The organism is Zymobacter sp. IVIA_12111.31 C1 (assembly GCF_047495495.1).
GTDB lineage: Bacteria > Pseudomonadota > Gammaproteobacteria > Pseudomonadales > Halomonadaceae > Zymobacter.
In genome coordinates, this window is record NZ_CP179930.1 from 1,710,126 (window position 1) to 1,736,594 (window position 26,469).

General features: G+C 49.4%; 34 protein-coding genes. 17 read left to right on the forward strand and 17 right to left on the reverse strand.

Annotated elements, in window-relative coordinates:
* The first annotated feature begins 37 nt into the window (after nt 1-37).
* Nucleotides 38-283 carry a hypothetical protein gene (locus tag ACMHYW_RS07565; protein ID WP_414499390.1) on the forward strand — a complete coding sequence of 82 codons (246 nt, stop codon included), beginning with the start codon at nt 38-40 and terminating at the stop codon, nt 281-283.
* Between the two features lie 142 nt (nt 284-425).
* Nucleotides 426-635, forward strand: coding sequence for a tail fiber assembly protein (locus tag ACMHYW_RS07570; protein WP_414499391.1), 210 nt, complete (start codon nt 426-428; stop codon nt 633-635).
* A 120-nt stretch (nt 636-755) separates the two neighbouring features.
* Here the strand turns inward: ACMHYW_RS07570 and ACMHYW_RS07575 are convergent, their stop codons facing one another.
* The 8 genes from ACMHYW_RS07575 to ACMHYW_RS07610 all read right to left on the reverse strand — a co-directional run bounded on the left by ACMHYW_RS07575 (nt 756) and on the right by ACMHYW_RS07610 (nt 6,255).
* Nucleotides 756-1,052 carry a hypothetical protein gene (locus ACMHYW_RS07575; protein ID WP_414499392.1) on the reverse strand — a complete coding sequence of 99 codons (297 nt, stop codon included), beginning with the start codon at nt 1,050-1,052 and terminating at the stop codon, nt 756-758.
* A 625-nt stretch (nt 1,053-1,677) separates the two neighbouring features.
* Nucleotides 1,678-2,703 carry a tyrosine-type recombinase/integrase gene (locus ACMHYW_RS07580; RefSeq protein WP_414499393.1) on the reverse strand — a complete coding sequence of 342 codons (1,026 nt, stop codon included), beginning with the start codon at nt 2,701-2,703 and terminating at the stop codon, nt 1,678-1,680.
* Complete coding sequence (locus ACMHYW_RS07585; RefSeq protein ID WP_414499394.1) at nt 2,700-2,921, reverse strand: DUF4224 domain-containing protein; 222 nt, start codon at nt 2,919-2,921, stop codon at nt 2,700-2,702. The genes ACMHYW_RS07580 and ACMHYW_RS07585 overlap by 4 nt, the downstream gene beginning before the upstream one ends.
* Nucleotides 2,922-3,031: 110 nt before the next feature.
* Nucleotides 3,032-4,126 carry a type VI immunity family protein gene (locus tag ACMHYW_RS07590; protein WP_414499395.1) on the reverse strand — a complete coding sequence of 365 codons (1,095 nt, stop codon included), beginning with the start codon at nt 4,124-4,126 and terminating at the stop codon, nt 3,032-3,034.
* 14 nt (nt 4,127-4,140) lie between these two features.
* Nucleotides 4,141-5,034, reverse strand: a complete 894-nt coding sequence (locus ACMHYW_RS07595) for a VRR-NUC domain-containing protein (protein WP_414499396.1) — start codon at nt 5,032-5,034, stop codon at nt 4,141-4,143.
* Nucleotides 5,035-5,037: 3 nt separating this feature from the next.
* Nucleotides 5,038-5,634 carry a PAAR domain-containing protein gene (locus ACMHYW_RS07600; protein WP_414499397.1) on the reverse strand — a complete coding sequence of 199 codons (597 nt, stop codon included), beginning with the start codon at nt 5,632-5,634 and terminating at the stop codon, nt 5,038-5,040.
* A gap of 104 nt (nt 5,635-5,738) precedes the next feature.
* Complete coding sequence (locus ACMHYW_RS07605; protein ID WP_414499398.1) at nt 5,739-6,071, reverse strand: phage protein NinX family protein; 333 nt, start codon at nt 6,069-6,071, stop codon at nt 5,739-5,741.
* A 4-nt stretch (nt 6,072-6,075) separates the two neighbouring features.
* Nucleotides 6,076-6,255, reverse strand: coding sequence for a hypothetical protein (locus ACMHYW_RS07610; RefSeq protein ID WP_414499399.1), 180 nt, complete (start codon nt 6,253-6,255; stop codon nt 6,076-6,078).
* Between the two features lie 116 nt (nt 6,256-6,371).
* Here ACMHYW_RS07610 and ACMHYW_RS07615 point away from each other — a divergent pair, with 116 nt between their 5' ends.
* Nucleotides 6,372-7,667 (forward strand): hypothetical protein, encoded by a 1,296-nt coding sequence (locus tag ACMHYW_RS07615; protein WP_414499400.1) that lies wholly within the window; start codon nt 6,372-6,374, stop codon nt 7,665-7,667.
* Between the two features lie 253 nt (nt 7,668-7,920).
* Here the strand turns inward: ACMHYW_RS07615 and ACMHYW_RS07620 are convergent, their stop codons facing one another.
* From ACMHYW_RS07620 to ACMHYW_RS07650, 7 genes are all read right to left on the reverse strand, one after another.
* Complete coding sequence (locus ACMHYW_RS07620; RefSeq protein ID WP_414499401.1) at nt 7,921-8,535, reverse strand: lambda exonuclease family protein; 615 nt, start codon at nt 8,533-8,535, stop codon at nt 7,921-7,923.
* Nucleotides 8,522-9,298, reverse strand: coding sequence for an ERF family protein (locus ACMHYW_RS07625; protein ID WP_414499402.1), 777 nt, complete (start codon nt 9,296-9,298; stop codon nt 8,522-8,524). The genes ACMHYW_RS07620 and ACMHYW_RS07625 overlap by 14 nt, the downstream gene beginning before the upstream one ends.
* A 69-nt stretch (nt 9,299-9,367) precedes the next feature.
* The gene (locus ACMHYW_RS07630; RefSeq protein ID WP_414499403.1) at nt 9,368-9,523 is read right to left on the reverse strand and encodes a hypothetical protein; all 156 of its coding nucleotides are present in this window, start codon (nt 9,521-9,523) and stop codon (nt 9,368-9,370) included.
* The gene (locus tag ACMHYW_RS07635; RefSeq protein WP_414499404.1) at nt 9,520-9,789 is read right to left on the reverse strand and encodes a hypothetical protein; all 270 of its coding nucleotides are present in this window, start codon (nt 9,787-9,789) and stop codon (nt 9,520-9,522) included. The genes ACMHYW_RS07630 and ACMHYW_RS07635 overlap by 4 nt, the downstream gene beginning before the upstream one ends.
* Nucleotides 9,790-9,856: 67 nt before the next feature.
* A complete protein-coding gene (locus ACMHYW_RS07640) occupies nt 9,857-10,228 on the reverse strand; it encodes a hypothetical protein (RefSeq protein WP_414499405.1) in 372 nt (123 codons plus the stop codon).
* 250 nt (nt 10,229-10,478) lie between these two features.
* Nucleotides 10,479-10,724, reverse strand: a complete 246-nt coding sequence (locus ACMHYW_RS07645; RefSeq protein ID WP_414499406.1) for a hypothetical protein — start codon at nt 10,722-10,724, stop codon at nt 10,479-10,481.
* Nucleotides 10,725-11,478: 754 nt separating this feature from the next.
* A complete protein-coding gene (locus ACMHYW_RS07650; protein WP_414499407.1) occupies nt 11,479-11,928 on the reverse strand; it encodes a helix-turn-helix domain-containing protein in 450 nt (149 codons plus the stop codon).
* 470 nt (nt 11,929-12,398) lie between these two features.
* On the opposite strand from ACMHYW_RS07650, the gene ACMHYW_RS07655 reads away from it, so the two are divergent.
* The 8 genes from ACMHYW_RS07655 (at nt 12,399) to ACMHYW_RS07690 (ending at nt 17,023) form a co-directional block, all read left to right on the forward strand.
* Nucleotides 12,399-13,376: a helix-turn-helix domain-containing protein gene (locus ACMHYW_RS07655; RefSeq protein WP_414499408.1), complete on the forward strand. Its 978-nt coding sequence runs from the start codon at nt 12,399-12,401 to the stop codon at nt 13,374-13,376.
* Nucleotides 13,370-14,131 (forward strand): hypothetical protein, encoded by a 762-nt coding sequence (locus tag ACMHYW_RS07660; protein WP_414499409.1) that lies wholly within the window; start codon nt 13,370-13,372, stop codon nt 14,129-14,131. Before ACMHYW_RS07655 ends, ACMHYW_RS07660 begins: the two co-directional genes overlap by 7 nt.
* On the forward strand, nt 14,128-14,628 hold the full coding sequence (locus ACMHYW_RS07665; protein WP_414499410.1) for a hypothetical protein: 501 nt from the start codon (nt 14,128-14,130) through the stop codon (nt 14,626-14,628). Before ACMHYW_RS07660 ends, ACMHYW_RS07665 begins: the two co-directional genes overlap by 4 nt.
* Entirely contained in the window at nt 14,625-14,945 is a 321-nt protein-coding gene (locus ACMHYW_RS07670; RefSeq protein WP_414499411.1) for a nuclease domain-containing protein, read from the forward strand. Before ACMHYW_RS07665 ends, ACMHYW_RS07670 begins: the two co-directional genes overlap by 4 nt.
* Complete coding sequence (locus ACMHYW_RS07675; RefSeq protein WP_414499412.1) at nt 14,942-15,319, forward strand: hypothetical protein; 378 nt, start codon at nt 14,942-14,944, stop codon at nt 15,317-15,319. Before ACMHYW_RS07670 ends, ACMHYW_RS07675 begins: the two co-directional genes overlap by 4 nt.
* Nucleotides 15,316-15,951, forward strand: a complete 636-nt coding sequence (locus tag ACMHYW_RS07680) for a hypothetical protein (protein WP_414499413.1) — start codon at nt 15,316-15,318, stop codon at nt 15,949-15,951. Before ACMHYW_RS07675 ends, ACMHYW_RS07680 begins: the two co-directional genes overlap by 4 nt.
* Nucleotides 15,952-16,098: 147 nt before the next feature.
* On the forward strand, nt 16,099-16,299 hold the full coding sequence (locus ACMHYW_RS07685) for a hypothetical protein (RefSeq protein WP_414499414.1): 201 nt from the start codon (nt 16,099-16,101) through the stop codon (nt 16,297-16,299).
* A 370-nt stretch (nt 16,300-16,669) separates the two neighbouring features.
* Nucleotides 16,670-17,023 (forward strand): phage holin, lambda family, encoded by a 354-nt coding sequence (locus tag ACMHYW_RS07690; protein WP_414499415.1) that lies wholly within the window; start codon nt 16,670-16,672, stop codon nt 17,021-17,023.
* Here the strand turns inward: ACMHYW_RS07690 and ACMHYW_RS07695 are convergent.
* Entirely contained in the window at nt 17,005-17,658 is a 654-nt protein-coding gene (locus tag ACMHYW_RS07695) for a hypothetical protein (protein WP_414499416.1), read from the reverse strand. The genes ACMHYW_RS07690 and ACMHYW_RS07695 overlap by 19 nt on opposite strands.
* Before the next feature lie 106 nt (nt 17,659-17,764).
* Between ACMHYW_RS07695 and ACMHYW_RS07700 the strand changes: the two genes are divergently transcribed.
* Complete coding sequence (locus ACMHYW_RS07700; protein ID WP_414499417.1) at nt 17,765-19,171, forward strand: glycoside hydrolase family 68 protein; 1,407 nt, start codon at nt 17,765-17,767, stop codon at nt 19,169-19,171.
* A 195-nt stretch (nt 19,172-19,366) separates the two neighbouring features.
* Here ACMHYW_RS07700 and ACMHYW_RS07705 read toward each other — a convergent pair whose 3' ends face one another.
* Entirely contained in the window at nt 19,367-23,020 is a 3,654-nt protein-coding gene (locus ACMHYW_RS07705) for a hypothetical protein (protein WP_414499418.1), read from the reverse strand.
* 395 nt (nt 23,021-23,415) lie between these two features.
* Here ACMHYW_RS07705 and ACMHYW_RS07710 point away from each other — a divergent pair, with 395 nt between their 5' ends.
* The 5 genes from ACMHYW_RS07710 to ACMHYW_RS07730 are packed head-to-tail and all read left to right on the forward strand — an operon-like array spanning nt 23,416 to nt 26,457.
* Nucleotides 23,416-23,586: an ogr/Delta-like zinc finger family protein gene (locus tag ACMHYW_RS07710; protein WP_414501485.1), complete on the forward strand. Its 171-nt coding sequence runs from the start codon at nt 23,416-23,418 to the stop codon at nt 23,584-23,586.
* Nucleotides 23,587-23,596: 10 nt separating this feature from the next.
* Nucleotides 23,597-23,869, forward strand: a complete 273-nt coding sequence (locus ACMHYW_RS07715) for a hypothetical protein (RefSeq protein WP_414499419.1) — start codon at nt 23,597-23,599, stop codon at nt 23,867-23,869.
* A complete protein-coding gene (locus ACMHYW_RS07720) occupies nt 23,866-24,117 on the forward strand; it encodes a hypothetical protein (protein WP_414499420.1) in 252 nt (83 codons plus the stop codon). The genes ACMHYW_RS07715 and ACMHYW_RS07720 overlap by 4 nt, the downstream gene beginning before the upstream one ends.
* Before the next feature lie 14 nt (nt 24,118-24,131).
* Nucleotides 24,132-25,097: a terminase small subunit gene (locus tag ACMHYW_RS07725; RefSeq protein WP_414499421.1), complete on the forward strand. Its 966-nt coding sequence runs from the start codon at nt 24,132-24,134 to the stop codon at nt 25,095-25,097.
* Nucleotides 25,060-26,457, forward strand: coding sequence for a PBSX family phage terminase large subunit (locus ACMHYW_RS07730; RefSeq protein WP_414499422.1), 1,398 nt, complete (start codon nt 25,060-25,062; stop codon nt 26,455-26,457). The genes ACMHYW_RS07725 and ACMHYW_RS07730 overlap by 38 nt, the downstream gene beginning before the upstream one ends.
* Nucleotides 26,458-26,469: the final 12 nt, after the last annotated feature.

Sequence of the window (26,469 nt, forward strand, 5' to 3'; positions counted from 1 at the left end):
AAATTAAATATTTTTCCAAGCCCAAAGGATATGTAATATGAAGAAAGTAGCAAAATGGATTATACATATCTTAACAACATTTGCGGTAACTTTTATTATTCCATTTCCAGCATTATCTGATTTTGTAGCAGAACACAGCATTTGGATGAACATTGGTGATGGAGAAGAAGCTTATGACAACATAGATATGATAACTATAGTTTTTCAAATAGCTATAAGTGCTTTTATTGTCTATGTCGCTGTAAAAATAATTAAATCCATAGTGCTAACATTAAGAAAATGACTATATGCTTTAAGTTTTTGTAGCCCTATGTTTCGTTAGAAGCCATATTAAAGTTAGTAGAAGAAACGCGCTTCTTCTACTCATCTAAATTAACTTGATTAAGAAGCTGATGTCAGGTTGAAGCACTCTCTAGTATAGTTATGTGATTTTTGAAGAGCTGGCAGAAGGAAAGCGGGCAACACTGCTATCAGAAGCGGACACCGTGATCCAGTCCATGCTCGGGTATGCCGTCTCCGGCATACTGTCGAATGACGAGAAGGCGAAATTCAAAGCATGGAACGAGTACCGAAAGGCACTTGAAGACGTGGACGTGACGGCCGCTGACATTGAGTGGCCTACCAAGCCAGAATGACCGCCCCGCTCTGTCGGGGCTTTTTTATATCTAGCCACAAAATCAGTATTTATATTTCAAGTATAAGAGTTAGGCAATGAAAATTCATAGCCTAACTCTTATACTTGCCAATAAAGTTGTTTATTTTTTATTTACAAGTTTCGAGGCTTTAGCAAGGCCAGATATAGTTAGGGATACTGTTACTTCTGGCATATTTGCCAACTTGGGCATATTTTCCCTAGTAGTATGAGAAGACATAAGCACAGTATTTGTGCGACATGATACTTGCACATATCTATGGTCTTCCAGCTCTTTTAGGTAATCGACTCCATACTCTGACTCAAGTGCTTTATACCCAATATGGTTTGAGTAATTATCGTCAACGTGGGCTTCATAAAGGGCACAGAGTAAATTTTTAGCTTTGGGTGATAAATGCATTATTTAATCCTTTTGATGATAATGCCATCCAATGGCTAGTTTTTTTCTATAAAAATTACCCACATGCTATTGCATAAACTCTCGGTGCTGCTTAAGGATGCCGATCGAGATTTAGAACATGCTCTGTAGCAGTGTAGGCCATACATGTCATCTTGTTTATAAAACGGCCTTTTAACGGTGCTCTTAACCTTCTAATCTCGGCTGGAGAAGCGCTAATTGCCCTATCTTCAATGACATTAACTCCGCGCCAGTCACAGCACAGGGCTTTGGTCTAACAAAACCAAAATGCGGTTAGACTTTAGTCTACTTCTACCGCAACCCTTGCCGGTCTACTCCTCGCTGCCGCTGTATAACGGCTACCGTTATACACGTTATACTTTTGGGCGTTTTTCCTTCCAGAAACGAAAAAAGGGAACCAGCTAAGTAGCTGATTCCCTTAATGTTCTGGCGGAGGGACAGGGATTCGAACCCTGGAAGGGCTATTAACCCTTGCCGGTTTTCAAGACCGTAATCTTAACCATATAAAAAACATTAAAAACAATGAGTTGCAACCGCGCTGTATAACGGCAATGCGTTATACTTTCCAATTATGCCGCGTTACCCTGCCACTTTGCAGCGTTTACCGTTACCCATCAGCGCCAACAAAACGATCCAGACTGAGTGCCTGAATGGAGGCAACTTTCTTCGACCGAATATAGATCTCGGTCGTCCGGCGATCACTATGCTGTAGGTTAGCTTGAACATCAATCCCCTGCTGCTCGGCATCGGTTGCATGCTTTGCCCTTATGTCGTGCTCAGTGAACCGCTCAATGCCCGCTTCCCTGATGGCCAACCGCATTCCGTACTGCCAACGGCTATGAAACTGGTCCTTGTTATAAGGCTCCCCATCGCGCTTGCAGAACAGCGTTGCACCTTGCCTGCCTCGTGCCAAGTTATCAGCTTTGATCTCCCGCACCAGCTGATGCAGCTCATCATCCCAAGGGATGAGCGCCAGCTTCCCGGTCTTACTGCTGCGAAGCGCTATCCCCTCCTGCGTGAGTTGATCCAGCCGCAGTGAAAGCATGTCGCGCTGCCGAAGCCCGGTCTTATATTTGAAGAAGGCATATCGTTTAACCCATGGCGATGTGTGGCGCAGAAACAAACTGAACTCATGGTCAGTCACATATCGGTCACGAGGCTTGAGCTTGAACTTCGTGACAGGATCAGCGGGGTTGTGCTCGACGATACCCCAGCGCTGCGCATAACGAAAGATATGCTTGAGTAACGCCAGCTCATGATTAGCCTGATTCTTCGACTGTACGCCACGAGCATCCATGTACTGATAAATATCATGCACGGTAATATCTTCTGGCTCGCACTCCCCAAACACCAATCGAAGCCGCTTTAGCTCCATCAGGTTTGATCGGCGTGTGGCTTCCGACGGCTTGGCAGGAATGATCTCGCCCTCATACCGATCAAAGATGCGTCCCATCCCCGCTCTGGGAAAGAGGCGGCCTTCCCACATCTTCATTTCTTCTCGGGCTTCAGCAGCACCTACCCCCAGCTTAATCCAGCTTTTCCCTACTAATGCCTTTTGACGATCATTGCACTTGTACCGCCAAGCGCCACTTTTCCAATACACGCGCGGTAGGCCTGGGTTATCTTTCTTCATGCTGACAATGCCTGTAAGTTCGGTTTCTGGCGTTCTTTCGGTGTCGATATCTCCCCAGACAGCACCCGCTCTACATGTTTACGACCGACAATTAAACTGCCTGCTGCATTGATTTGCCAACGAATTCCCATCTGCGTGAGTACCTTGCTTTGCTCTTTGCCACGCTTGCGCCCGGTGATTTCTTCAATTTCTTCTGCTGTCAGAATCAAGGCAGACATATCTCCCTCCTACAGATACAAAAAAGCCCGCATGGGCGGACTACAGACATAAAAAAAGACGCCTAAGGCGTCTTATGTAGATGCGGCCCCAAAACTGGGGCCATAGAAGATCATTTGTAGAGTGGCTGTAACCGCGGATCTATAGCGTCCATCAGTACGTGCTTCTGTTTCAGGCACGGCATCTTGGTTAGCTTGGCCTTGTAAACATCAAGCTGGTCTTCTGGCACATCAAAACGAGACAGCCAAGCTGATCTAGCCTCCTTCGTGGCAATGAGCGGCGTTAGGCCTGTATTCAAATGTATGGTGCAATCCTCTGCTCTAAACGGTTTGAGGAGCATATTAAGGAGCACATACGTTGGGGGCAGCGGGTTAGAGATTAAAGGAGCGGGATCTGGAGCAGGTCCTGCCTGCACAATCACACCTGTCCCGTATTCGTAAAAGGTAAACCAGCTAGGAGGCAGTTCTGACCTTAGCCACTGATAGTCTGCCTTAGGTATTATGTCCTGACCAATAATGGTCAGCCATGAAACCGTTTTTATCCTTGTAGTAGCGAGCCGCCCTGATGCCAAAAAGTCGTCGCCTACAGACATACCATTCCAGCGTTGAGCTTGCCATGCTTCGGTAGGTTCTTCTGTTAGCTGATCGGGCGATAATTCTGTGCTCAGCCCTGCGAAACCATGCAATGCATCCAAGCCATCTGCCAATTCAAGCACCATCTCTTGGAACACCTTAGGGTGTTGCACTAAAGCAGGAAGTGGTACAGAGAAGCGAACAACATCCATGCCTATTTCGCCCGCTCTCTCAAACTTGTCTGACTTCCATTTCCGTCTAGAGCCTATTAGGAACGAATAGGGGCTTGCGTCATCAAATGTGCTCCCTCCTTTGTATTTTCGATATACAAGAACATTGTCATCCCACTTTTTGTATAATTTTCTAAGGGGTTTAGTCTTTTTGTATTCTTGCTTATTTCCCTTACCCGGTTCTTCATCAGAAAAAACCCATTTTATTTCCGAACCAAAGCAAGACATATATTTATCTAAGGCTTTACAGATAGCTTCTTTTTTCTCTTCCTGCCATCCCCATCTAAAGAAAATAGTGCAAGATACACTCAAAGCCATCCCCACATAATCTTGCGGGCTTCCACTTAATAGTCTTCCCGGAAACTCCATTCTATTTCCGTAGAGCTCCAATAACTTAGTATCCATAATATATTTTCCCTTTACGCAAGGAGCGCAAGCCAAGAATACGCAACAATAGTAGCCAAGGCTGCCAAAGCCATACCAGATGATTCTGCAAGAACTTGCTGCTCCGCAGGCGATAAGTAGAAGAATTTCCCAAGGTTATATGATGATGAATTCTCATTATCGTCAATGGGAGAAGCTACGACATGCATAACATTATCTCCATCATAGTATGCATACGAGTCATCAGCTTCCTGTTGAACCTCTGCCCGAGCTTGGGAGGAGTGAGCGGATGTTTCTTCAGCAGGAGCAACTGCCGGTTCAGGCACCGGTTCACGCTCACGCTCTTTGTCAGAGCATCCACAATCCTCTGTTAAAAGGACTGCAACTTTATCTTCGCTTCCTGCTATTTCTATATAATCTTCTATTTGGTCTTTTCCAAATGTATCGTTTGGAAATTTAACCTCAACTACAGTTTTTATATTAGACTGCACTGGAGATTTTAATGGATCATGTACAATTATTACGTCAGGTCTTTTTATGTATCCACATCCGCTCTGCCACGAAGGCCGTCCTTTCGCAGGGTCATTCCAATATTTGGTTATCCAGCCGGGAAGATAAGGGTGCCTTTGAGGCTCTATTCCGGGTGCAGGACAGCTTTCCAATACCGGCTCAGGCGGGGCCTGAGTCATATCATAGTTTACCTCTGCTTTGTAGAAAGAAGATTTCGGAGATGCTTTTGCCAAAGCATTTATTCTCATGCTCATACAATCTTGCTTTCTTTCGGAGCCATCTTTAGCTATAAGCGGTGTCTTTTCACATTGACATGCGGCGCTGCATAAAAATACCTTGTCTTCATAATCTAAATTCCCGCTAAATCTATTACCAATATATTCTTTATTTTCTCCCCCACCCAACCTAAGCCTTCCCATTAATTACTCCATAATCTTTATAGAAATTGTTGACGGACGGTCACTGCTTATAACGGGTGTATAGCCCTGCTCATCTGTTGTGCATTTAATAACTTGTCCATCAGAGCATGTCACTTCTACTGGCTTCATCAAATAGGGTCTCCCGCTACTTCGGTCAACCACCTTGAAGCGCCCTGAGTATGGCCTTGAATTAGGCTCGTCTCTCCCTTGCATGCGTTGACCGATGACTTGCTGTTCCGCCAAGGCTGCTGACGTTTCATGCTGCACTGACGCTGAGCCACCAGAGGGGACCCGATGAATAAACGTTGCATTCTCTTTTAGGATTAACTGAGCACCGCATGCTGTTCGGCATCCCTCATAGGCTATCGGCTTACCGTTACTGGTCAGCCCCGGGTTGCCTTCAATGATCGGATAGACCCCCAGACATACCGGACAAGCGACAAGATCTCCAACCCTGGCCGCCGCTCGGCCATTGATGATCATCGTGGGGTCCCCTTCAATGACGGTTCCCCCATGGGTCGTCATATCCCCCACTCGAATGACTCTTCCACCTGCCATGATGTTCTCTCTTTTTATCAAGATGGAAGCATAGATTATCATATTGATAACCTTGTCAAATAAGTGCCCAGTTTTTCCTATTTCGAAGAAGTTAGATGCTTGTTTTCTGCAGCTGTATTACCCGTTGCGGATGCTACGCATGACCATCATCTAACATATCCCTCATATCTAGCCACCTCCTCCGGCACGTCGACCTCATCCCCCAACATGTACGTTATGACCACGCGGCAAATCGCTATCAGCGGCGTATCACCGAAAGATATAGCCAGTGGGTTACAGTCCTCACCCAGTACAGAGGCACCCCATAACCCTCCTTCCCTAGGTACTAGAGCAATTCGAAAGCGTTCGATATATTGGCCACAAAAAAGCCAGTTGATTGAGGGAACGTAAAGCAGGCGGTTCTCTACGTCCTTACCCAGTGACTTGGCCACACAAAAATCAAGGGCAGCCCCCTCTAGCTCGCTTGTTTTGATCCTCATGCCATTACCCTGCTTGTTTGAGACTTTGCGTTTCGACCAATCGCTCGCTGATCACATCGACAATACGCCCCTCTTTGGCAACTGATCGACGATTCAACATGTCGCCGATCAGCACAGCCCAGTCCTCCTGCGGGTAGCGCGTGCGAATGCGTACGGTGATTTCGTGCTCTGCTGTTTGTTTCATTGCTTGCTCCAGATATGAGTTTTTAGAAAGGAGAACGATGATGACGGTTCGTGCAAATGACGCTACAATTCGTCAATCAATATTTTAATGGCTAGCAAATATTTCGGAAGAAAGAGATGCCAACATTATCTTCAAATTTAAAATTAGAATATTTATTGCTAATAGATATGTCCAATGATTTTTGTTGCAATATAAAAAGCTTGATCAACTTTATAAATTCTCACGAAGAAATATCACTACAAGACAACACTATAAGATATAAAAAAACAAAGTACAAAATACATATAGACACATCTAAAACTTATAACGACAATATCGTATGCCATCACATAACGGTGAAATTTCAAGAAAAAGACATCGATAATATTCCGAGTCTACAAAGAAACTTAAGTAAGGTTCTACACACTATACCCTCCGCAAAGCTACAGCTAGTGTGGGATGACATAAGTCTTTTTTATTCTCAAAAAAGCTACCCCTATATATACACAATAGAAAATTTGATGCGTAAACTTATAACAAAGTTTATGATAGTGAATGTAGGCCATGACTGGCACTCGACCACCCTACCGGAAGAAATGAAGGAGTCTTCCAAAAATAAAGACAGCAATTTTCTATATAATGTAGATTTCATCCAGCTATCTATTTTTCTTTTTACAGAATGGTCTAACGTTGACTCAACAGATTTCTTTAAAAAATTATTAAACCATCCAGAAGAAAAAATCTCTGTATCAGAGATAAAAAAATTTGCACCAAAATCAAACTGGGATAGGTATTTTAAAGGTCAAATATCGCAGGATGGAAGTTACATAAAAGCGAAATGGAGCAAACTATATTCCTTAAGATGCAACATAGCACATAACAATAAATTTTCTAAAAAAGATTTTGAAGAACTAACTTCAATTTATAATTCGCTTGAAAGCATAATACAAACTGCCATCAAAAACTTAGAAAAAATGGAAATTACGGAAGATGAAAGAAATAAAATAACAAAAGAAGATGCAAATAATCAACAATCATCCGCCAATCAATTTACTAAACCTTTCTCATCCTCAAGATCCCCAATCGACCAAGCTTTAGCCCTACAGAGTAAGGCGTCTAATCTTGATGAAGCCATGGCTCTTAGAAATCAAATGCCAGATTGGTTCCATGAAGCCATGGCTTTTAGAAATCAAATGCCAGATCGGTTTCACGAAGCCATGGCTTTTAGAAATCAAATGCCGGATTGGTTCCATGAAGCCATGGCTTTTAGAAATCAAATGCCGGATTGGTTCCACGAAGCCATGGCTTTTAGAAATCAAATACCAGCTGGCACCAATGAAGTCATAGACCTCAGCAAAAAAGTCTATACTAAAAATAATTCGATCCCAAATATTCTATATAATGACAATATAGAAAATAATGATGATAGTTAGAAAGCCTCTATTATCTATTAAGAGCGTGTTTCATAACCCCAATACCCATGTCATTGACGGGACGTCAAACCACAAAATTGCGCGAGAAACCGGCTATTTTAGAAAGGGTAGGAGCCATCGCTCCGGTTATGAAACAGTCTCTAACTGAAAAAACCGGCTAGAGCCGGTTTAGAAAGGAATCTCATCGTCGAAGTCGTCGAACCCGCCGGGAGGTGGTGCGCCCCGTTGCCGTAAATACGTTCATGCTTGCTCCTTATGCTGCGTGTTCAATGATGGCCTGCTCGCGCTGCGCCATCTCGTCATAAAAGCGATGCACGCCGTCGGCCAGCGCGTCGATAACCTTCTCATCCCGATAGACCCGCTGCACGAACAGCGGCATGCCGGGCCAATAGCCAACGAAGTCGAGCCATTCACGCTCACTGACCCACAGGCCGCCTTGTATCTGTGCCATGTGCTCTTTCGGCACCACGCCGTCATAGAGCATGGCGGCCATCTTGCTGGGCAGCTTCGTCTTGATCTCGATCAGACCGTTATCGCCTACCAGCCCATCGGGTGAGTACCCGACACCGTGGTTCAAAATGATGCCCGTCTCTTCAACGGGCAGCCCTGTCACTTCGGTGTAGAGGTCGCGGGCGATTGGCTCCAGTGCGTGGCCGCGCTCGGTGTGAACGTTGCCCGCGAAGCTGTCGCTAATCTCACCTGTAAAGCGCTCAGCGATCAGTTGGAACATGTAGGTGATGGCATCAGCGCCCAAGCCATTTGGCCCTTTTCCTTTGACCAACAGGCACTGTGCCCGCGACATGGTAACGATGCCCAAACGGGCCTCCAGCCATTCAGGTGTGCCCTGCTCGACATCAACTATCTGCATGGTCAGCCTCCTGCACAGCCTTATCCGCACAGGCACTGGCTTTTGCTTTCTCCCGTGCGGCATTTAGGTTCGCCATCAGACGATCAAACGCATCCTTATGAACGTTAGCCGGATCGCCCCAGTTGCTATCAAACCATTCATTCGTGTGCTCGCTGCACTGCGCCAGTATTCGACCGATCTGGCCGGCCTGCATCGCCGTTACCGTAGGCTTACGTGCGGCTGACGCACCGTTGTCATCCTCGCCTCGGGTGGCAATGTTGAGCATGGCACACATGACATAGCGCTTGCCGTAGGATACTGATGATCCAACCGCCTGCACCGCATTCTTGCTGCCAGTCGTGTCCAGCGGCAGCATCACACTGGTTTCTTCGCGATGCCCTGCGGTATGCATCAGCACGCCCGTAATCTCTACCGCCCCTTGCAGATTCTTGATCCGGAAGGTCAGACCGAACCCGTGCCGCTTCATGATCGGCTTAACCGTATCGTTGATATCCTCGAAGGTCGCGTACTTCATGTTGTGCGCCTGGCCACGCTCCGCAATGGCAGGTATCTCCGCCTGCATCTCGGCCATCGCGCTATTGAACTGCTCTTGTGCGGCGCGGTTCATGATCCGCTCCTGCATATCTAGCATGCGTTCCAGCTTGTCGATCGGAAGCTCCGGCATGCTGGCCATTTTTTCAATGATCGGCATGATCGACTGCGCTTGATTGGCCGGCATCTGCTGCATGCCCTGCTGTTCCACCTGTTGCACTTCATTCGTCATGATGTATCCTCTTCGTGATTCTTGCTTTCCAAGGTCTGAATCAGGCGGCTACCGCAAATAGCCGCCATCTCATTTCTGTTCGTCTTCCCCTGCTCCTTCTCGCCGCTTGCGGCGCACCTCTTCTTCCCGCTGCCGACGCTTTCCAGCATGTGCGCCTGAATTGAACATCAGGATCGCTATCAACAGCGGTAGCCAAACGGCAATCACGATCTGCGGCCATGTCATACTTCTTCACCTCGCGCCATCGTCAACAGCTCATCAATGGCTTCTACTGAGTGGCCCAGCTGAGTCATGACGCAGGCGATGGTCTCCAGCATCACGTACATGGCAGGGGCAACAGCAATCAGATAGCCATTGGCACGCTGCTCTTCGGTCACGTCGGGAAGAAAGCTGTCATGCAGAGTGGCAATGACCTCGTTCTCGCTATCGGTGACCTCTCCCGTCACCGCACAGTAACTCCACACCCCAGTGGTAAATCGCGCTTCACCCATCACATCCCCTTAACCCAGAAAAGAACCACCAGCACGGCTATCAGCCATGCGATCCAAAACATCCGACTCACAGAATGCCCAGCTCCCGCTGTGCGTCCTCGCAGATGGCGTCATATATGTGCTGATCGAGCAGCTTTAGCACCCGTGCGCGCCGCGCCAGCCCCTGCTGTGGCCGACCTGCGTCGATCTCCAGCTGACTGATGCGAAGCTCCGCCAGCAGTGGAAACAGCAATGCAGGATCAGAGTTATCATCCAGAGCGCTGGCAATGCGTCCTTGGCAGGCATCCACATCACTGATCCGCTCGAAGTTAGCGATATGCTGGGCGCGATCAATCAGGCGATCGACCTGCTCGCCCTGACGCTCCAAGGCCCGTTCGTTTAGCTCGAAGCGCCCGCGTTGTAGGTCGTGGTAGGCTTCGTATGATCGTGCGACGTTCATCTCATCTGCTCCCTATCCGAATAACTGGCAGTGCCCATGCCTTCTCGTAGTAGCCACGCAGCTGGCAAGCTTTCCTAAAGTTGATGTCGTTGAGTGCGTTTGATGGCATGCCCGGGCGGCGCCACTTGAGCACCTTGCCGCTAGGAATAAGTGACGGCAGATCAACCACCCGCGTGTTTCTGTCTATCTCCACAGCTCCCTCCGGACATAAAAAAACCGCCAGATGGCGGTGGTAGTTGCTTCGCTTGGGTCAGGCGCTCATCACGCCACACTGCACGACCAGATCAATTGGCCCCATGACAGGCCCATCAACCTTGCAGCCCTTCCAGCGGGTTGCCAGTGCGTGAGCAACGTAGTCCAGACAAGCATCGTTATCGTCGATGCCAAAGTACTTAGCGTTGACTGCTTTCAGTACGTCAAAGTCATTCGGCGTAGCATCCACGAGGTACATATCAGCCGTGGCCGGTACGTCTTCCCAGAGGATCAGTGCTTTCATCTATTTCTCCAATAAAAAAGCCCACACAGAGGTGGGCACAAGCAGGGAATTAGGTGCCTCTATTCTCAGCCGAGGCAAGGCGTTGGTCCCACTATCGCAGCTGGCGCGTTGATTAGGCCTAAAACCTAACAAAACCTTACTTCGTGAAACGCCGATCCGACGCTTCCGAATGCACCCTCATCGAAGGCGCTGGCCGCTGTTACCTTCCCCACCTGCGGCTGGGGTATTCATTCACGCCAGCCCCTCACTCTCTCAAAGCCTACGGGATGACGTGGTAATCCATTGTTAAAGAGCTGCCGATGGGTAGCCCCCAAGCGACGGTTTAACTTTAAACTGGTTGATGTTCAATTTCAAGGTTTAACTTCAACCCCATCCAGGCAAAAAAAACCCCTTGTCGATCAAGGGGGGCTTTCTTCATGATTTTTTTGTATTTTTACTCTTCAAGTTTTTTTCCATGATACGGTCCAACGCACTTGCCCAACGCTCAGCAGCGCTATCATTGGCATTCTTTTTCATCTCCCTGCCCTATAACATGTACATACGTACAGTGTATTACTGTAAAACCGTTCTGACAACGCCAAAAATTCAACCGAAATGCAAAAAATTCAACCGCCCAAAGTGGGGCATGCACATAAGTGCATAAAAAAGCTTCACTGCCAAATCATCCTCAAGAATAAAATATGCTTGAGAACTATTTAGTAGTGAAGCTTTTGTGTTTTCTAAAAAAGGGAAGTCTGTTGGTTAGAAAAATTGGCTAAAATTTGAGCAGCTTAGAAACAACACTGCCTGTAACAGCCTCATCATTTTCCCCTGCCAATATCATGAGATAGGCAGTTTCAATGACTTCTTCAATTTGCTCTTGCTGAGCATCCGGCTTAAGGCGTGAAATCAAAGGAAATACCAGCTTTGCAGCACGCGTTACTTGTGCGACCTGCTCCTTATTATAATCAATGCCTTCTGGCGTCTCATGGCTAGCTCCAGCAAGCCACGATGCACTTACATTGAGATGAGCTGCGATTTCCCCCCACCGATGAGCATCAGGCACAGCTTTGCCACTAAGCCACTTTGAGGCAGCCTGCACACTTACATCCATCATCTTAGCCAGCATCGAAGCTATCCCATGAGTCTTGCCACCATTTTTGGCAATACTCGCTTGCTTAAGCCTCTCAGCAAAAAGAGCTTTTTTTTCAGGACTCAAGTTCATTTTATAGATCCACATCGAAAGTATATGAACCTTACCATTTAAATTTAAACCCCTCAATGCCGCCCGTCACGGTTGAACTTCCCCTCAATATGGTTTAACTTCAACCAAACGGTTGGAGATTACTAATGAATGCATTTTCAGAGCTTCTTGACACTCTGGGCACAAGAAAAGTTGCTCGTGCTACAGGAGTAACAGATGCAGCGGTTTGCAAATGGAAATCGCTAGGCAGACTTCCCACACGATTAGGTGCTCTTCAAAAACGTACAGCTGCATATGAGCAGGCTATCGCGGAGTTGGCAGGCATTACGGTAGTGCAGCTTCGTGCTTTATCTTGCTGAGATAAATAGCACTCGACATTCAAAAAGCAAAAACGCCCGGCCAGTCTGGGGAGACGGAGTACCGGGCGCTTTCACTAACTGAGATTAGGTAATGATGAATCACATGAACGGTTTTGTCCAGCGGGGTGCGGCGTGAGCATTGAGGCGATGAACTGGGCGCTGAAACAGCAGCTCGTGAAAGACTCTGGCGCGTGCTGGGTGCTGATGGGGTTGGCTAACCATGCCCGTGAGGATGGCACGGCGGCATTCCCGTCTATCGCCACGCTGATGGAGTACACCAAGCTTTCCGATCGCACCATTCAGCAGAAGCTCAAAAAGCTGCTGGAGATGGGCATCATCAAGCTGGGCAATCAGAAGGTGGCACAGGCGTTGGGCTTCCGTGCCGATCGCTGCCCTACCGTCTATGACCTATGCCTTGAGCTGGGCTTTGGGGACGTCAAACCGCGGGGCGAGAAATCTTCGGGTCGTAGATCACGGGGTGAAATTCACGACACCACGGGGCGAAATCTACAGCAGAACGGGGTGAAATCTACGACATCACGGGGCGAAGAATCTTCGGGGGAAACGTACTTAGAACCATCCATTAAACCGTCCATAGAACCACCCCGTGTTGCACCGGGGGCTGACGCCTCCGCTGCGGGGCCTGTTTCCGGTGAGGTCATCCCTGCCGAACAGGTCGAACCGAAACGCCCTCGGGTCGACATCCCTGCTGACATGCCGGGACCAAAGGATCACAACGCGAAAACATTCCGCGCTTGGGCCAACTACGCCATGGCCTACCGCCACCGCTACGACGCATGGCCGATCTGGAACGCACGTACTGCCGGACAGCTCAGCCAACTCGTCGACCGTGTGGGTCATGACCTCGCCCCAGCCGTAGCGGCGTGGTACCTGCGGACGAATAACCAGTTCTACGTCACCAAGGGCCACCCTGTCAGCCTGATGCTGACCGACTGCGAAACTCTCGCGGTGCAGTGCCAGACAGGCCGTCAGGTCACCGCGACCAAGGCCCGCCAAACCGATCGTACCCAGTCCAACCTCAGCGCCGTCGAAGAAGCCAAGGCGATGATGCGTGCCCGCCGTGAGCAAGCTGGAGGTACAGCATGCTGACCGCTGACGAACAAGACCACCTGTTCGAAGTGCTGGGCGCCACGATGGAAGTCATGGGGCAGGAATATACGCCAGCAGCGCTGATGCTGATGGTCAGTGACCTGTCAGCTTATCCGCTTAACGAAACACAGCATGCGCTGGCGCGCTGCCGATCGGAGGTCAAGGGCCGCCTGACGCTGGCCAGCATCGTCGAACGTATCCCGTCGGCCAACGCGCACCTTCCAGCAGCCGAAGCATGGGCATTGGCGCTGTCAGGGCAGGACGAGTCGGAAACGATCATCTGGAATGGCGAGGTTGCAGGAGCCATGGCCGATGCCCGCCCGATTCTCGCACTTGGTGACAAGGTCGGTGCCCGTATGGCGTTCATGTCGTCCTACGAGCGTCGCGTTGAGCAGGCCAAATCCGAAGGTCGCCAGCCCAACTGGACCGCATCACTTGGCTCTGATCCGGCACGTCGCCAAGACGTCATCGAACAAGCCGTGGAGCAAGGCAAGATCGCGCCGGAGCAAGCCAAGGGACTACTGCCCTCACCCGATCGCCTTGAGGCCAAACTGGCGCTACCGCCCTCGCCCGAGGAGCAGGAACGCCGCCGCCGCAACGCCAACCGAATGATTCAGGAAATCCGGCACGCCCTGTCGCGCGAGTCGAGAAACGATCTGATGGCGCAGAAACGTCAACGTGAACGAGAGCAGCAAGAACAGCGTCGCCAGCAGCTACTGGCGCAGGCAGAACAGATGGCAGGGAGCATGGCATGAGCAAACAGCAGCCCGTCTACATGCGTGCAGTGCGATTGGTCGATCCGACCACGGGGGCCGAGGTATCGGCCTTCATCCCTGCTAGCGCCACCGATGCCAGCATCGTGCGTGAGCGTGGCGTGAAGATCGGCACCACCCTGCGTTGCGATATGAAGCAGCCACGCAACCTGCAGTTTCATCGACTGGCACATGCGCTCGGCCGGTTGGTGGCGCAGAACATCGACGACTTCACTGGCAAGAACGCGCATGACGCGCTTAAGAAGCTACAGACCGACTCAGGCGTTGAGTGCGATATCACCCACACCGATGTGCCAGGGTTCGGCGTACTGGTCAGCAAACAGCCCCGCTCCATTGCTTTCGACCGGATGGACCAAGGGCGCTTCTTCCAGCTAATGAGCGAGCTGTGCACCTATATCGCCAAGACCTACTGGCCCCAGTGCACGGCAGAACAGATCGAGGAAATGGCGCTGGCCATGATTCAGGAGCGAGCAGCATGAGGATCGTATCAAAGGCTATGCGCGCATCCGCACGCGACGAGCGCTGCACGCTGGGCATTCTAGGCATCTGCAATGAGCGTACGGACACCACCGTGCTGTGCCACCTGCCCAATGAGTCACACGGACTGGCACGCAAGAGCGATGACCTGTCGGCCTGCTATGGCTGTGCAGCCTGTCATGACGTGATTGATGGACGCATACAGTGGCCGTCCGAAGAGAAGGCCCACGCGGAGTGGTATATGCGCCGCGCACAAATCCGCACGCTGGTACGCATGGTGGAAAAAGGCATCATCACCATCAAGGGAGTAGCGGCGTGATTCAGGTCTTCGTGCCCTATCTCGGACCGTCACTCAACAGCATCTATGCAGGCGTCCACTGGGCGACCCGTAGAAAGCACGCCGATGCCGCCCATAGAGCGACACAGATCGCCGTCCGCGGCATGGCTCCGCTTACTCGCCCAGTACGCCTGACGTTGCAACCCGTGCTGGGCAAGGGGAAGCGCCGCCTCGACTGCTCCAACTATGGCTACACCCTCAAGTTGATCGAGGATGGCTTGGTACGGTCGGGGCTACTCAAAGACGACACGCCTGACTACGTGGTCAGCGTACAGACATTGGCACCGATCCGTGACCCTAAGCGCGGCTCCGGTGTGTGGGTAATGATTCAAGAAGTAGCCGAGGGGGCTGCATGATTACACGAGATCCAAGACTTGCTTGGCAGCTCGCCTTTGACGACGGACAGCGAAGCCAGCTTGAGGTCATTATTGGCCGCCTGGAAACAGGATGCGATGTGCAGACCGGTTGCAAGAGAAACGAGCCCGCCTCACGAACAGCCGACTATCGCCACGTTGTGAATTGCATCGACTCTCTTGCACCGCCCGTCCAATGGGTAGGCCATTACATGAATCGGCAAGGTGCCATGTCAGAACGCACAGCATCTAAGGTCGAAACAATGGCAGCCTTGTCCGTGGCACAGCTTGCCCAGCGCAGTCTGCCGGGCTTTTCGCAGTGGTCAGAAGAACGACAACAATTGCTCTATTACGTCGCTATGGCTGCCCTGCGTCGCACATGGATACTCAATTTTGACCAGCCAGAGGTCACTGACAGCAAAGGCCGCAGCATGGGCGCTAGGCTTGATAAGCAGGCCTTTGTGTCTCGCTACGTTGAATGGCGAGCTGGTCGCAAGTTAAATAAAAAGAACTGGGCTCGCGAATGGTCGGGAGTGTGGGAATTATTACTTAGGATCGTCGATATGCTAGATGAAGAAGGTTTCAATGCGGTTTCAGAGTCTCTAGGGCTAACTCCAAAGCCCGTAATCAGTTGAAGGGTGAGGAAAAATGGGGTAGTATATTCCTATAATAGCTATTACTGAGTAAAATTTTTGATAACTAAGCACAGCGTCGTATCTGCTAGACAAATTGCCTCGTCTTGCCAAAGCGTACACCCCCTACATCTTAATGATGAAAGTAAATTGGCGCTTTTGGATATTGGCTACAATCTAGCCATGCAGCTTGAAATTAATGGTGATGGAGACCTTGATCGTGCAGGGAAAGAGGTAATCGCCATGCATCCACACTCAGGCCTAGATTTAAGACTTGCTAGACTGGCATATTCTTTTTTGATTATAAATGAACGTAAAGATAGACCAATTTCAGACATAGAAGAATTTTGAGAAACACTAAACATAAATAAATTTGTTATCTCCGTACCCTTTAGGAATTTAGCAATCAATTGTTTGATTTTGTTAATTTTTAAAATGGTTCTCTATCATTATTTTTTGCTGATGCCCCTCAGATTTTACAGTCACCTTTAGAATATTAAATTCTATTTGAATATATTTAGCACCTCACTTAGCGAAAGTATATTCTTCATTTTTCTAAATATTCGGTGATGATCAACATTGACACTCGCCGTTACTGCTTCAAATTTTATCAGTCTGAAAGCATCATACTTTTCGGCACTGGGAGCTCCTTGCAGTTATAAACTCATGCCAACTGTGCAACTCGATTGAGTACCTAATAAATCCATCCAGAGTAAACGTCATGCCTCAAAATGACCCCGGTCTCTGGCGCATGATCGTCGATGCGCTGGAGCATATTCGTATGTCACTATGGCAAGAAAACATCCGGCCGCACGTCATGGCCACAGTGCTTTCCTTCCTAATCGCCCTGCTGCGCGCACTGGTCGGTGGCAGTAAGTTCTGGCACTCGCTTCTCGAAGCCTGCCTATGCGGGACACTCACCCTCGCTGTCTTCCCCTTGCTCGATTACTTCGGCATGAACCTGTATCTCGCGGTGTCGATTGGCGCGGGGGTTTCGTTCCTAGGTGTCGACTGGTTGCGCACATATCTTGTCAAGGTTTCAGAAAAATTGATCAGTCACTGTTTTTTTAAATAGCCTAATATTTTTTCCATAGAATTTATTAAGCATCTTTTTAAAAAGTTTTTAACTATCGCTGGTCTATGAAAAATAGTTCCTGTTTTTTTAGCACAAACTTTAAACCATAATCCTTCTTTTATCGTATATATTTCCTCTTTCGTTATTACCGCTAACAACCCTTGCTCTTGTATGTAACTTGTATAGTGTTCAACTTCAACATCTGGATCAAAACCTCCTTCAATAAAATCTTTTATCATGTAATCAAAATCACTTTCGTTGTTGTTATTATTTTCTAACAATTTTTTTAAAAATGATTTAACGCATTTTTCATAGTTGCCGTACAGACTTAACTCTAGCTTATACTTACTCTTTATGATCAAAAAAACCTCATTTTTTAGGGCGATATAATTTGCTCTAAACAAATTTATTTCAGCATCGCTCCACTCAAAACAATCGTCAGGATTGTAATATTTTCTCAAAGCGCTGTCAGATTTATCTTTTATTTCTTCTATTACTGATAGCCTGTCAGAAAGCTCACGAAGAAGCTCTTCACCACCATTAAAACATTCTTTTAAATATGGGAAAATGCATAATCCAATAACAGATCCGATAAAAGAAAGAAATCCGCTAACAAACAACCCTAATAAAGACATTATTTACTCCCTACATATATAAAATAAGAGTATAGAACACGCAGCATCAGGCTGCTTGTCACCCGCTCCCGAGCGGGTGTTTTTGTATCTGTGCAATGAGATGCATATGAACACCAAGACCAATAAGACCAAACAGATTCACACTAGCCACTGGACGGTAAAAAATGCTCGCGGCATTCGCGCCACCAATGGCAACACCTTCCCCGCATTTGATCCGGATAAGCTGAAACAGCTCATGCCGGGCTACCAGGCGTGGGACAACTGGCTCGTGCGTGACGAAGATGGCTTCGTGGCGGATGTGAACGGCTTTCGCGTACTAATCGCGCTGGTGCGTCCGGTCGGTGCCGAATTCAGTAATGGCGAGCGCATCGCGTACTTCTACAGCGCTGACGGTGAGCACTATGTGCCGGGCGGCTTCCTGTACGGTGACCACAAGCTGTACGACGATATTCGCGAGTGGTCCGGTTCTACGATCCTGCGCGCTGACGGCAAGCTTCAGACGTTCTATACCTGTGCCTACGGTGCCGATATCGACGGCGTGTGGCAGACCGTTCAGCGTCTTGCTACGGCAATTCAGGAATTCGCCGTCGAAGGCGACAAGCTGACGATCAATGCTCCGTCTCACCATGCTCTAATGGGTGGTGCCTGCGAACCGGATGGCTACTTCTACGAAACGCCTGCGCAGGCATCTGAGCGTGAAGCCAAGTGGCCGACACGCCATCGCGTCAGCGTTGGTTCCGATCAGACCGAAAACAACTGCATGCGCGACCCGTTCTTCTACAAGGACAAGCGCACAGGCAAGCGTTATCTGGCGTTCGAAGCGAACACCGGTGCCGGCTTCCATGCTCCCGGCCACGTTCGTGCTGAGTACGTCAGCGCCAATGGGCTGCCAAAGGATGGTTTCGCACCGACCGAGGATATGCTCAAGGCCAACGGCTGCATCGGCGTCATCGAGCTGACCGACGATGAAGGCACCTTCGGCCAGTTCCAGGCACCGTGGCTCACCGCCAACCTCGTCACAGATGAGATTGAGCGCGTCAACGTTGTTGATCACGACGGCCATGTCTACCTGTTTTGCGTCGGTCACGGCAACAAGAACGCCCTCGACATGGAAAACGCTGACCTGATCAACCGCGACTACATGCTGGGCTTCCGCGCACCCTACTTCGGTGGCCCGCTGACACCGCTTAATGGTTCCGGTGTCGTGGTACAACAGAAGTCCTATGGCGATGCCTACGCAGGCCAAGCCCAGAACCAGCAGTACGTCTACAGCTGGCTGATCACGCCGACCCGCGATCAGAAGCTGGGCGTGTTCCCGTGCGTGTCCTATGCCAACTACTGCAACACTGGCAAGGGCGTTGAAGCGGTGATGAACGCTGGCCCGTCTGTTCGCATCGAGATCGACGGTCTCAAAACCCGCATTGTGGGCATGATGTACGACATTCATCCTGCACAGGTCGATGCCCGTCGTGAGGCTGACAAGGGATCAACTGCGGAGCATGGCTATGCATGAAGAAGGCGCCACTATAGGCGACTTCTAAGGCATAACCTGCTAATGAAAGTGCTATACCCACGTGAGTGAATATAGCAAGGTATTGCGCCTCGACTTCACTTCGGTCGAGGCGTTTTTGTTTCTGCGGGATGCCATTTTTGCAGTGCAAAGCACTGTAGTTAACCTTGAGACAAACCACCGAAGAAATTGAGCAGATTAATGGCGCAACATATATTGCTCTGCCCTCATGTCTTCACGCTTGGCATCTTCTAGCCACGACGCAGCAATAAGATTGAGCATTGCATGGGTACGTACAAACCTCAATGAGGCTTGCGCCCACTTTTGTACTTGTTCTGCTAATACTCGCTCTTGGTCGCCACCTTCTTCAGGCATTTTGGTAAACGCGCCACGCATGTTGTACTTTTCAATACGAAGCCCTGTCTCTACCTGCAAGGATGCTAGTTCCTCAATGACAAACCGGACAGCCTCATGCGGCCAAGCGCCATCTGTAGGATCAGCAGGGGCATGAGCCAGCACTTTGCCAATCAACTGATCGATAATGTCTTGGCGATGCAGCTCACCCCCTAAGCGCCGGAGCTCAACGCACCATCCAAGCAAGACGTCATAATCAATCTCTTCGCCCGTCTGACCAGGTAGGCATTTCAAGCTGCCTAGTAGCCCATAAGCAATAGAAGCCCTGTTTCTCTGCTCGTCAGACAGCGGTTCTGGTTCCGTATCTTGGCTCTCAAATACCAAACATACTATTTGCATGAAAAAGCTTGGTTGCTCAAGCAGCATTTGATGCAATATCTCGGGATCTTGGCGCAATAAAGGAAAGTAGACAAATTCTAGACCCGCCACTTTCTCCTTAGTCGCATCCGGCCTTTTAGCTAAATCTTTTATTAATTTATCAACATCGAATAACACACCTATCGACCGGTCACTAGAATTAACGTTTTGTTCTGTAATTTTTTCTTCCAAAAGTGACATTATTTTTTGTGTAGGAATCTCACTAAGCCGGCGAAGTACAGCGTACAAGGCAGCAGAAGGACGACCGACTTCTCGATATTTTTCCACTGCATAGAGCAGCTCCTCGACGTCTCCACTTAAAGGGTATGGTGATTTTTTAATCCAGTAGCCTTGGGCTATCGCATCCCCAAAGGTTTCCACGTATGACCATGTCTGCTTACTATCTGGGATAAGCTTAAGCACACTAGCAATATGATCAGCAGTTAGAGCACTGTGCTGAAGAGCAGTGCGCGCCGCCTCTTGCCATTTACCCTCAAAACGTGTAATCCCATTCGCCATCACTATCCCGGCGGTAACTTCAGGTGCTTGATCGATATTTTCTAGCAAGTCGGTAAATAGCGTAAAGCTCTCTTCATAAGACAGATCAATACTCAATGCAGAGGAAATCACCAAGTTTGGAATCTTGACACAGCCCACTAATTGCAAAATCCCCCGAATACCAAGCTCGTTATATACTGCATATATAGCTTGCAAACGGGCATTTTCAATAAGCTCACTAAGATCTGAACAGTTTCTTTCTATTCCTTCTACAGGTGGCATATTATCATCGAATAGCCACGTATAGTTTTCTACTAGCAGTTCGGGTGCATACTTATTGATTATCGGCACTAAATGATCAATTCGATCTTTCGACATTGCCCAACCCATGCTCGAGTACTTCTGGTGACGTTTAACTGCCACATTCAAGGCTTTCCAGATTTGCGTTCGAGTATCAGTGTTGGCGGCGCTCAGTACTGAGCTAAGTCGTTCCACAACAACTTCAAAAATATCCTGCTGAATATTATTTAATGCATCGATTAATGTACCCCAGCGTTCTGGCACCGAGCCAGCAGCCTCAATTGCTAGCCTAATAATTTTTGCCTCACTCTCCCATATCAAACCATATGTCAGCTGCTCACCGTGATCTTGCTCATACTCCCGAAATTTTGGTTTTTGGGTTGTAGAAGTAGTATCGTTTGAACGGGGGAACAAGCTAGCAAGAAGTGGCCAAGCAATGCTTGGAACAGCGCTCAAAGTAGATTGCAAAACGGCTAACCGATGCACCGTCTTGACAGAAGTACATGGTGCCCACGAAAGAAATATAGTACGCAAGCTATTGATGGGGCGATTGTCTAACTTACCTCCCGGATCAAGTGCTGCTAACTTTGCAAGGCACAGCACAGCTCTATCAAAGTACTTGGCATCCCAAGCAATCACTTCCAGCGCCCACAGCAAACCAGAATGATACGTTACAGGTATAAGCATTCCGGGGTGCTCATCGAAAATGGGCAAAATACTCGGTGATGTGCCCTCAAGCTGACACTCAAGGGCTTCTAGAAAAGGCTCAGGGGATGCCTCTGCTAGCAACATAAGATCCTTATTGAGACTCGCCATTAACCTAGGATCACTGGCCAGACCAGGAATCGATCTTACTATTTCATCTACAAAGGTTTGCGGATCACTACCGGCCACGGTGAAACACGCTGGCTCGTGCAACACTGCCATTTGCAGTAGCGTTGTCATTAACCCATTTCTGAGATGTTCACTATGTGAGGTTTGCTGATCGTGCTTGCTAGGTATTACGAAAGGCTGGTCTGCAGTGGGTGGCTTATGCGACGACGCCGCGGCTTGAAAAACTTCTTTTAGAACATACTTAAACTGTTTTAGATGGTTGCGTCCGACGTAAGGAGCGAGGTGCAAAAACGCATCAACAGGAGCTCTAGTCGCCCACAAACCACCGACGTGTTCGATAGGCGAATCAGGCATAACCAAAAACTCATGCAAGGCATCTTCGGTTTCTTCATAAGATTTCTGGCTGAGTGAGCTGAGAATTTTCTGGTCATACTCTATATTGCAATTCCATGCCCCCGCCAACATGGCCGGTATCAGCATATTCCTATTATCTCTATCATCGACCCACTTCGGCAGCTCAGCATTACCACTTGGTTTTTGTCGAGCGAGGACTGCCAAGCTACGGCCGCATTTGCGAGCGGCTTCGTATCCTTCGCTTTCAGACATGCCCATACCAATAAATGCATTACCAAGCTGGGTACTGGTAGGGCGCACTAAAACGACATGATCACTCTTTTTTATCTCTACTCCAGCGCTTATCACTGTTGGGCCCGAATCTTTGAGCATACCTATGCAGTTGCATGCTTTCAGTCGAGGCAAATAGATAAAGGAACCTTTTCGAACAATTTGCCGAGCGGCTTCCTCCGTATCAATAATCAGGGTGTGCGCTTCCAGCTTTTTACGCACCACCTCTGGCGCCTTACGAATTGCAGCAACGACGAAAGCAATAACCTCATCGGTAGTATCAGCGGCGAATGCCAGTCGCCCACTACTGTTTTGATCTAACAAATTTTTCAGCAAATCTTCAGCCTGCGACTCGCGGCCAGCAAGCAAAACATCTTCGACTAACGCAGGATAAAAACGACTGGAAAAAGTTTCCCAGAATTCATCAGTGCTGAGAACGCCGTATGAAAAGGTTTTATCGAATTCAAATCGCGCCCAATATGAGGAAATGGCAGGACATTGTTCAAGCCAACTTTCTAGCAGAGGGCCATCAAGATAAACGACTTTCTTCCATTCACCTTGGCTATTCTTTTCATTAAGCCAGTCTTCAACTTTTACTGTTGGCGTATCCCATGTTCTGGGCGAGACAATGACTAGAGTATGCTTAATACGCTCTTCTTCATCGATCTCTTCTGTGCGCTTTTTATAGTCCGCTTCAGCTTTGCTTTTACCGGCGCCACTGGCTCCAAACTCCCAAATGGACGTTCCTTCGGGTACAAACGGAGATGCTGCATCAGCATCAACAAAGCCATCAAAACCTCGAATTTGTCCGTTGTCTCCGTGCAAAAACCTAAGCCTCCGTATCTTAGTGGCAGTAGCCCATATCAGATTTTCCACTAGCTTAGGAAGGTTATCTCTGCATTGGTGAGTATCCGCCCACAGCCTTAAATCCAGAGCATTTATCCACTTCAATGTCTTATCCTTTTTTGAAAAATAACGACAATTTACGAGATATCGCGGCACATAGCGTACATGCATTATTAACATAGCTCGCCGATCCACTGGAAATCCCATACAGCGGTCAAGGCTGGAGACACCTCTATTCGAAAGATAGCAGAGAAGTATGACATGTCAGACAGCACTACTCGCGAATGATGGAGCACCGATCTTCAGGAACACCTTTGTTTGCTCCAACCACCGCCACCCGGCGGTATTTTTTGACCAAAGATAAGGAATCAGCCATGCGCTGGACATGTCCTGATTGCGGCGAGTCATGCCGTATCCGTAGCAGTAAGCAGCCCATAGATAACCTTCGCATCGCATACCTACAATGCAATGACATCCAATGCGGATGGCGGGGCAAAGGCACCTTTGAGATCGTCGAGTCGTATTCGGCCAAGAAGATCGCATAAGGAGAGAGAAATGAGCGAAGAAAAAGAAGACATAAAGCAGGAAGACCAAACGCCTTCCGAACGCAAAAAAGTTTTACAGGTGACGCTGCGAGACCAGCAAAAAATCACTATCGCCGACAATGATCGGGACCTATTGGTATCTGAAAGCGAGGGAATGATCGTCATCTATCGCAAATCAGATGAAAGTGCGACCAAGCAAGTAGCTTACATTGCAAAGGATCAAGTGCTTTGCATCGTGTGGGGAACAATTGAAGCCAAACCGACCGAAGATAGCCCAGCATGACCGAATCGATAAAAGCACAGCTTGAAGCTATGGCTGAAGACTGGGCATCGGGATTGCACGTTTCTATACGCCGCTTGCCATCAGGAAAGGTACTAACGCGCAACATTGGGAATGGCAACGCCGAAGAAGTCGAGTGCAATAAGCCCATCAAACAGGGGGATGTGCTTTTTGAACGGGAACGAATTATCCCCTCCCCGCATGGACATCAAGAAATCAAGATCAAGTGTTCAAAAGTGCGCATCGTATGAATTAGGAGAATGACATGGAAGAGCCGGACTGGGAGGCCATACGCCAGGCCTACGAGGCCGGTATGCCCAACCGCAAGATATCCGATCAGTATGGAGTGCCTGAGAGCACCCTACGCAAGTATGCCAAGCGTGAGGGGTGGGAGAAGCCTTCCAAGCCCTCTAAGAAAAGCGTGCGCAAGAGCCGTGCGCAAAGTGTGCGCAAAACACCCGATGAGCACGCATGCGCACACCCTGATATTCCCGCCGTGATGGAAGCCGCTCACGATATTGAGACAGCCTACGGATTAACGCCACGGGCCGCGTCATTCGTGATTGAGTACCTAGTCGATCGTAATGCTACCCAAGCGGCTATACGGGCAGGCTATTCAGAGAAGGCAGCCAGACAGCAAGGCAGCACATTACTGTCACATCCGAACGTCAGGAAGGCGCTCAATGAGCAGATACAGGCTCAGACGGCACGGACGCTCATCACCAAGGATTGGCTGATCGGTCAGCTGGCAACGATTGCGACGGCTGACGTATCCGAGCTGATGCAGCTGCGCAAGGGCTGCTGCCGTCACTGCCACGGCTTCGACCATGGCTATCAGTACATTGACGAGCAGGAGCATCAGGTCGTCGAGCAGCACGCCGAGGCCAAGGGTATTGAACCACCCGCGTTTGGTGGCTATGGGTACGTGCAACATGTCGAAGCCAATCCCGACTGCCCAGTCTGCGGTGGTGAAGGCATCCCCCGCGTGCATATGACTGACACGCGCCAGCTATCCCCTGCTGCTCGTTTGCTCTTCAATGGCGTAGAGATGACCAAGAACGGTATCAAGGTGTCTGTGCGTGATCGCGACGCGGCGCTGGACAAAATCGCACGCTGCCTGAGCGCCTATCAGGATCGGCTCGACCACACCTCAAGCGATGGCAGCATGACACCAGCGGGACTAGGACACTTCTATGGCGGACAAACCGACTCTGAACCCAGCCCTTCGTGACTTCTGGCTGACGCCTGCTCGCGTGCGGGTGCTGTACGGCGGCCGTGCTTCGTCAAAGTCATGGGACGCGGCGGGCTTTGCGATCTACTTGGCGGATAGCTACAGGCTCCGCATCCTCTGCGCTCGCCAGTTTCAGAACAAGATCAGTGAATCGGTCTACACCCTGCTCAAAATTCAGATTGAGCGCTTCGGGCTACAGCATCGTTTCGAGATCCAGCGCGATCGCATCATCAACCGCTATACCGGCACCGAGTTCCTGTTCTACGGGCTGTGGCGGCATATTGATGAAGTGAAGTCACTTGAAGGCATCGACATCTGCTGGCTGGAGGAAGCGCACAACATCACGCAGGAACAGTGGGAGATATTGGAACCAACAATCCGTAAGGACCATTCGCAGTTCTGGATCATCTTCAACCCGCGCCTAGTGACTGACTTCGTGTACCGTCGCTTCGTCACTCGCCCGCCTGCTAACGCGATCACCCGCAAGATCAACTACACCGATAACCCGTTCCTTTCCAACACCATGCTGGAGGTCATTCAGCACGCCAAGGAAGAAGACGAGGAAGAGTATCGGCACATCTATCTGGGCGAGCCTCGCGAAGACGATGACGCGGTCATCATCAAACGCTCGTGGATCATGGCAGCGATCGACGCTCACAAGCAGTTGGGCATTGAGCCCTCGGGTGCCAAGCGCCTTGGCTTCGACGTGGCCGACAGCGGCGCTGATAAGTGCGCCACTACCCTCGCCCACGGCATTGTTGCGCGGGATATTGATGAATGGTCAGGGCGTGAGGATGAGCTGCTTAAGAGCTGCTCCCGCGTGTACCGTGCTGCCGTCGAGCACGACGCACAGGTCATTTACGACAGCATCGGCGTTGGGGCTTCTGTCGGCGCAAAACTAGGTGAGCTGAACGATGAGCACCTGACCCGCATCAGCTACAGCAAGTTCAACGCAGGGGCGGCCGTCTGGCATCCAGATGCGCGCTACTCCGATGGCGTGTCGAATAAGGACATGTTCTCGAACCTCAAAGCCCAAGCATGGTGGCTGGTCGCCGATCGCTTCCGCAACACATACAACGCTATCCATCGCGGCATGCAATTCGAGGAAGACGAGATGATCAGCATATCGTCCGAATGCTCGAACCTTGACCGCCTGATTGATGAGCTATCGACGCCCCGCCGTGACTTTGACCGTTCCGGCAAGGTGAAGGTAGAGAGTAAGCAGGATCTAGCGAAACGCGACATCCCCTCTCCTAACCTCGCCGATTCATTCGTCATGGCCTACACGCCAACGGTTAGCCAGCCAATGACGTTCACTGATGAAGCAATGGATCTCATCTACTCACTCGATATCGACTAACCCAGGAGGCTG

Coding starts and splice junctions, on each gene's coding strand:
- ACMHYW_RS07565 (WP_414499390.1), top strand. CDS start 38: ATGAAGAAAGTAGCAAAATGGATTATACATATCTTAACAACATTTGCG.
- ACMHYW_RS07575 (WP_414499392.1), bottom strand. CDS start 1,052: ATGCATTTATCACCCAAAGCTAAAAATTTACTCTGTGCCCTTTATGAA.
- ACMHYW_RS07580 (WP_414499393.1), bottom strand. CDS start 2,703: ATGAAGAAAGATAACCCAGGCCTACCGCGCGTGTATTGGAAAAGTGGC.
- ACMHYW_RS07585 (WP_414499394.1), bottom strand. CDS start 2,921: ATGTCTGCCTTGATTCTGACAGCAGAAGAAATTGAAGAAATCACCGGG.
- ACMHYW_RS07590 (WP_414499395.1), bottom strand. CDS start 4,126: ATGGATACTAAGTTATTGGAGCTCTACGGAAATAGAATGGAGTTTCCG.
- ACMHYW_RS07595 (WP_414499396.1), bottom strand. CDS start 5,034: ATGGGAAGGCTTAGGTTGGGTGGGGGAGAAAATAAAGAATATATTGGT.
- ACMHYW_RS07600 (WP_414499397.1), bottom strand. CDS start 5,634: ATGATAATCTATGCTTCCATCTTGATAAAAAGAGAGAACATCATGGCA.
- ACMHYW_RS07605 (WP_414499398.1), bottom strand. CDS start 6,071: ATGAGGATCAAAACAAGCGAGCTAGAGGGGGCTGCCCTTGATTTTTGT.
- ACMHYW_RS07610 (WP_414499399.1), bottom strand. CDS start 6,255: ATGAAACAAACAGCAGAGCACGAAATCACCGTACGCATTCGCACGCGC.
- ACMHYW_RS07615 (WP_414499400.1), top strand. CDS start 6,372: ATGCCAACATTATCTTCAAATTTAAAATTAGAATATTTATTGCTAATA.
- ACMHYW_RS07620 (WP_414499401.1), bottom strand. CDS start 8,535: ATGCAGATAGTTGATGTCGAGCAGGGCACACCTGAATGGCTGGAGGCC.
- ACMHYW_RS07625 (WP_414499402.1), bottom strand. CDS start 9,298: ATGACGAATGAAGTGCAACAGGTGGAACAGCAGGGCATGCAGCAGATG.
- ACMHYW_RS07630 (WP_414499403.1), bottom strand. CDS start 9,523: ATGACATGGCCGCAGATCGTGATTGCCGTTTGGCTACCGCTGTTGATA.
- ACMHYW_RS07635 (WP_414499404.1), bottom strand. CDS start 9,789: ATGGGTGAAGCGCGATTTACCACTGGGGTGTGGAGTTACTGTGCGGTG.
- ACMHYW_RS07640 (WP_414499405.1), bottom strand. CDS start 10,228: ATGAACGTCGCACGATCATACGAAGCCTACCACGACCTACAACGCGGG.
- ACMHYW_RS07645 (WP_414499406.1), bottom strand. CDS start 10,724: ATGAAAGCACTGATCCTCTGGGAAGACGTACCGGCCACGGCTGATATG.
- ACMHYW_RS07650 (WP_414499407.1), bottom strand. CDS start 11,928: ATGAACTTGAGTCCTGAAAAAAAAGCTCTTTTTGCTGAGAGGCTTAAG.
- ACMHYW_RS07660 (WP_414499409.1), top strand. CDS start 13,370: ATGCTGACCGCTGACGAACAAGACCACCTGTTCGAAGTGCTGGGCGCC.
- ACMHYW_RS07665 (WP_414499410.1), top strand. CDS start 14,128: ATGAGCAAACAGCAGCCCGTCTACATGCGTGCAGTGCGATTGGTCGAT.
- ACMHYW_RS07670 (WP_414499411.1), top strand. CDS start 14,625: ATGAGGATCGTATCAAAGGCTATGCGCGCATCCGCACGCGACGAGCGC.
- ACMHYW_RS07680 (WP_414499413.1), top strand. CDS start 15,316: ATGATTACACGAGATCCAAGACTTGCTTGGCAGCTCGCCTTTGACGAC.
- ACMHYW_RS07690 (WP_414499415.1), top strand. CDS start 16,670: ATGCCTCAAAATGACCCCGGTCTCTGGCGCATGATCGTCGATGCGCTG.
- ACMHYW_RS07695 (WP_414499416.1), bottom strand. CDS start 17,658: ATGTCTTTATTAGGGTTGTTTGTTAGCGGATTTCTTTCTTTTATCGGA.
- ACMHYW_RS07700 (WP_414499417.1), top strand. CDS start 17,765: ATGAACACCAAGACCAATAAGACCAAACAGATTCACACTAGCCACTGG.
- ACMHYW_RS07710 (WP_414501485.1), top strand. CDS start 23,416: ATGCGCTGGACATGTCCTGATTGCGGCGAGTCATGCCGTATCCGTAGC.
- ACMHYW_RS07715 (WP_414499419.1), top strand. CDS start 23,597: ATGAGCGAAGAAAAAGAAGACATAAAGCAGGAAGACCAAACGCCTTCC.
- ACMHYW_RS07720 (WP_414499420.1), top strand. CDS start 23,866: ATGACCGAATCGATAAAAGCACAGCTTGAAGCTATGGCTGAAGACTGG.
- ACMHYW_RS07725 (WP_414499421.1), top strand. CDS start 24,132: ATGGAAGAGCCGGACTGGGAGGCCATACGCCAGGCCTACGAGGCCGGT.
- ACMHYW_RS07730 (WP_414499422.1), top strand. CDS start 25,060: ATGGCGGACAAACCGACTCTGAACCCAGCCCTTCGTGACTTCTGGCTG.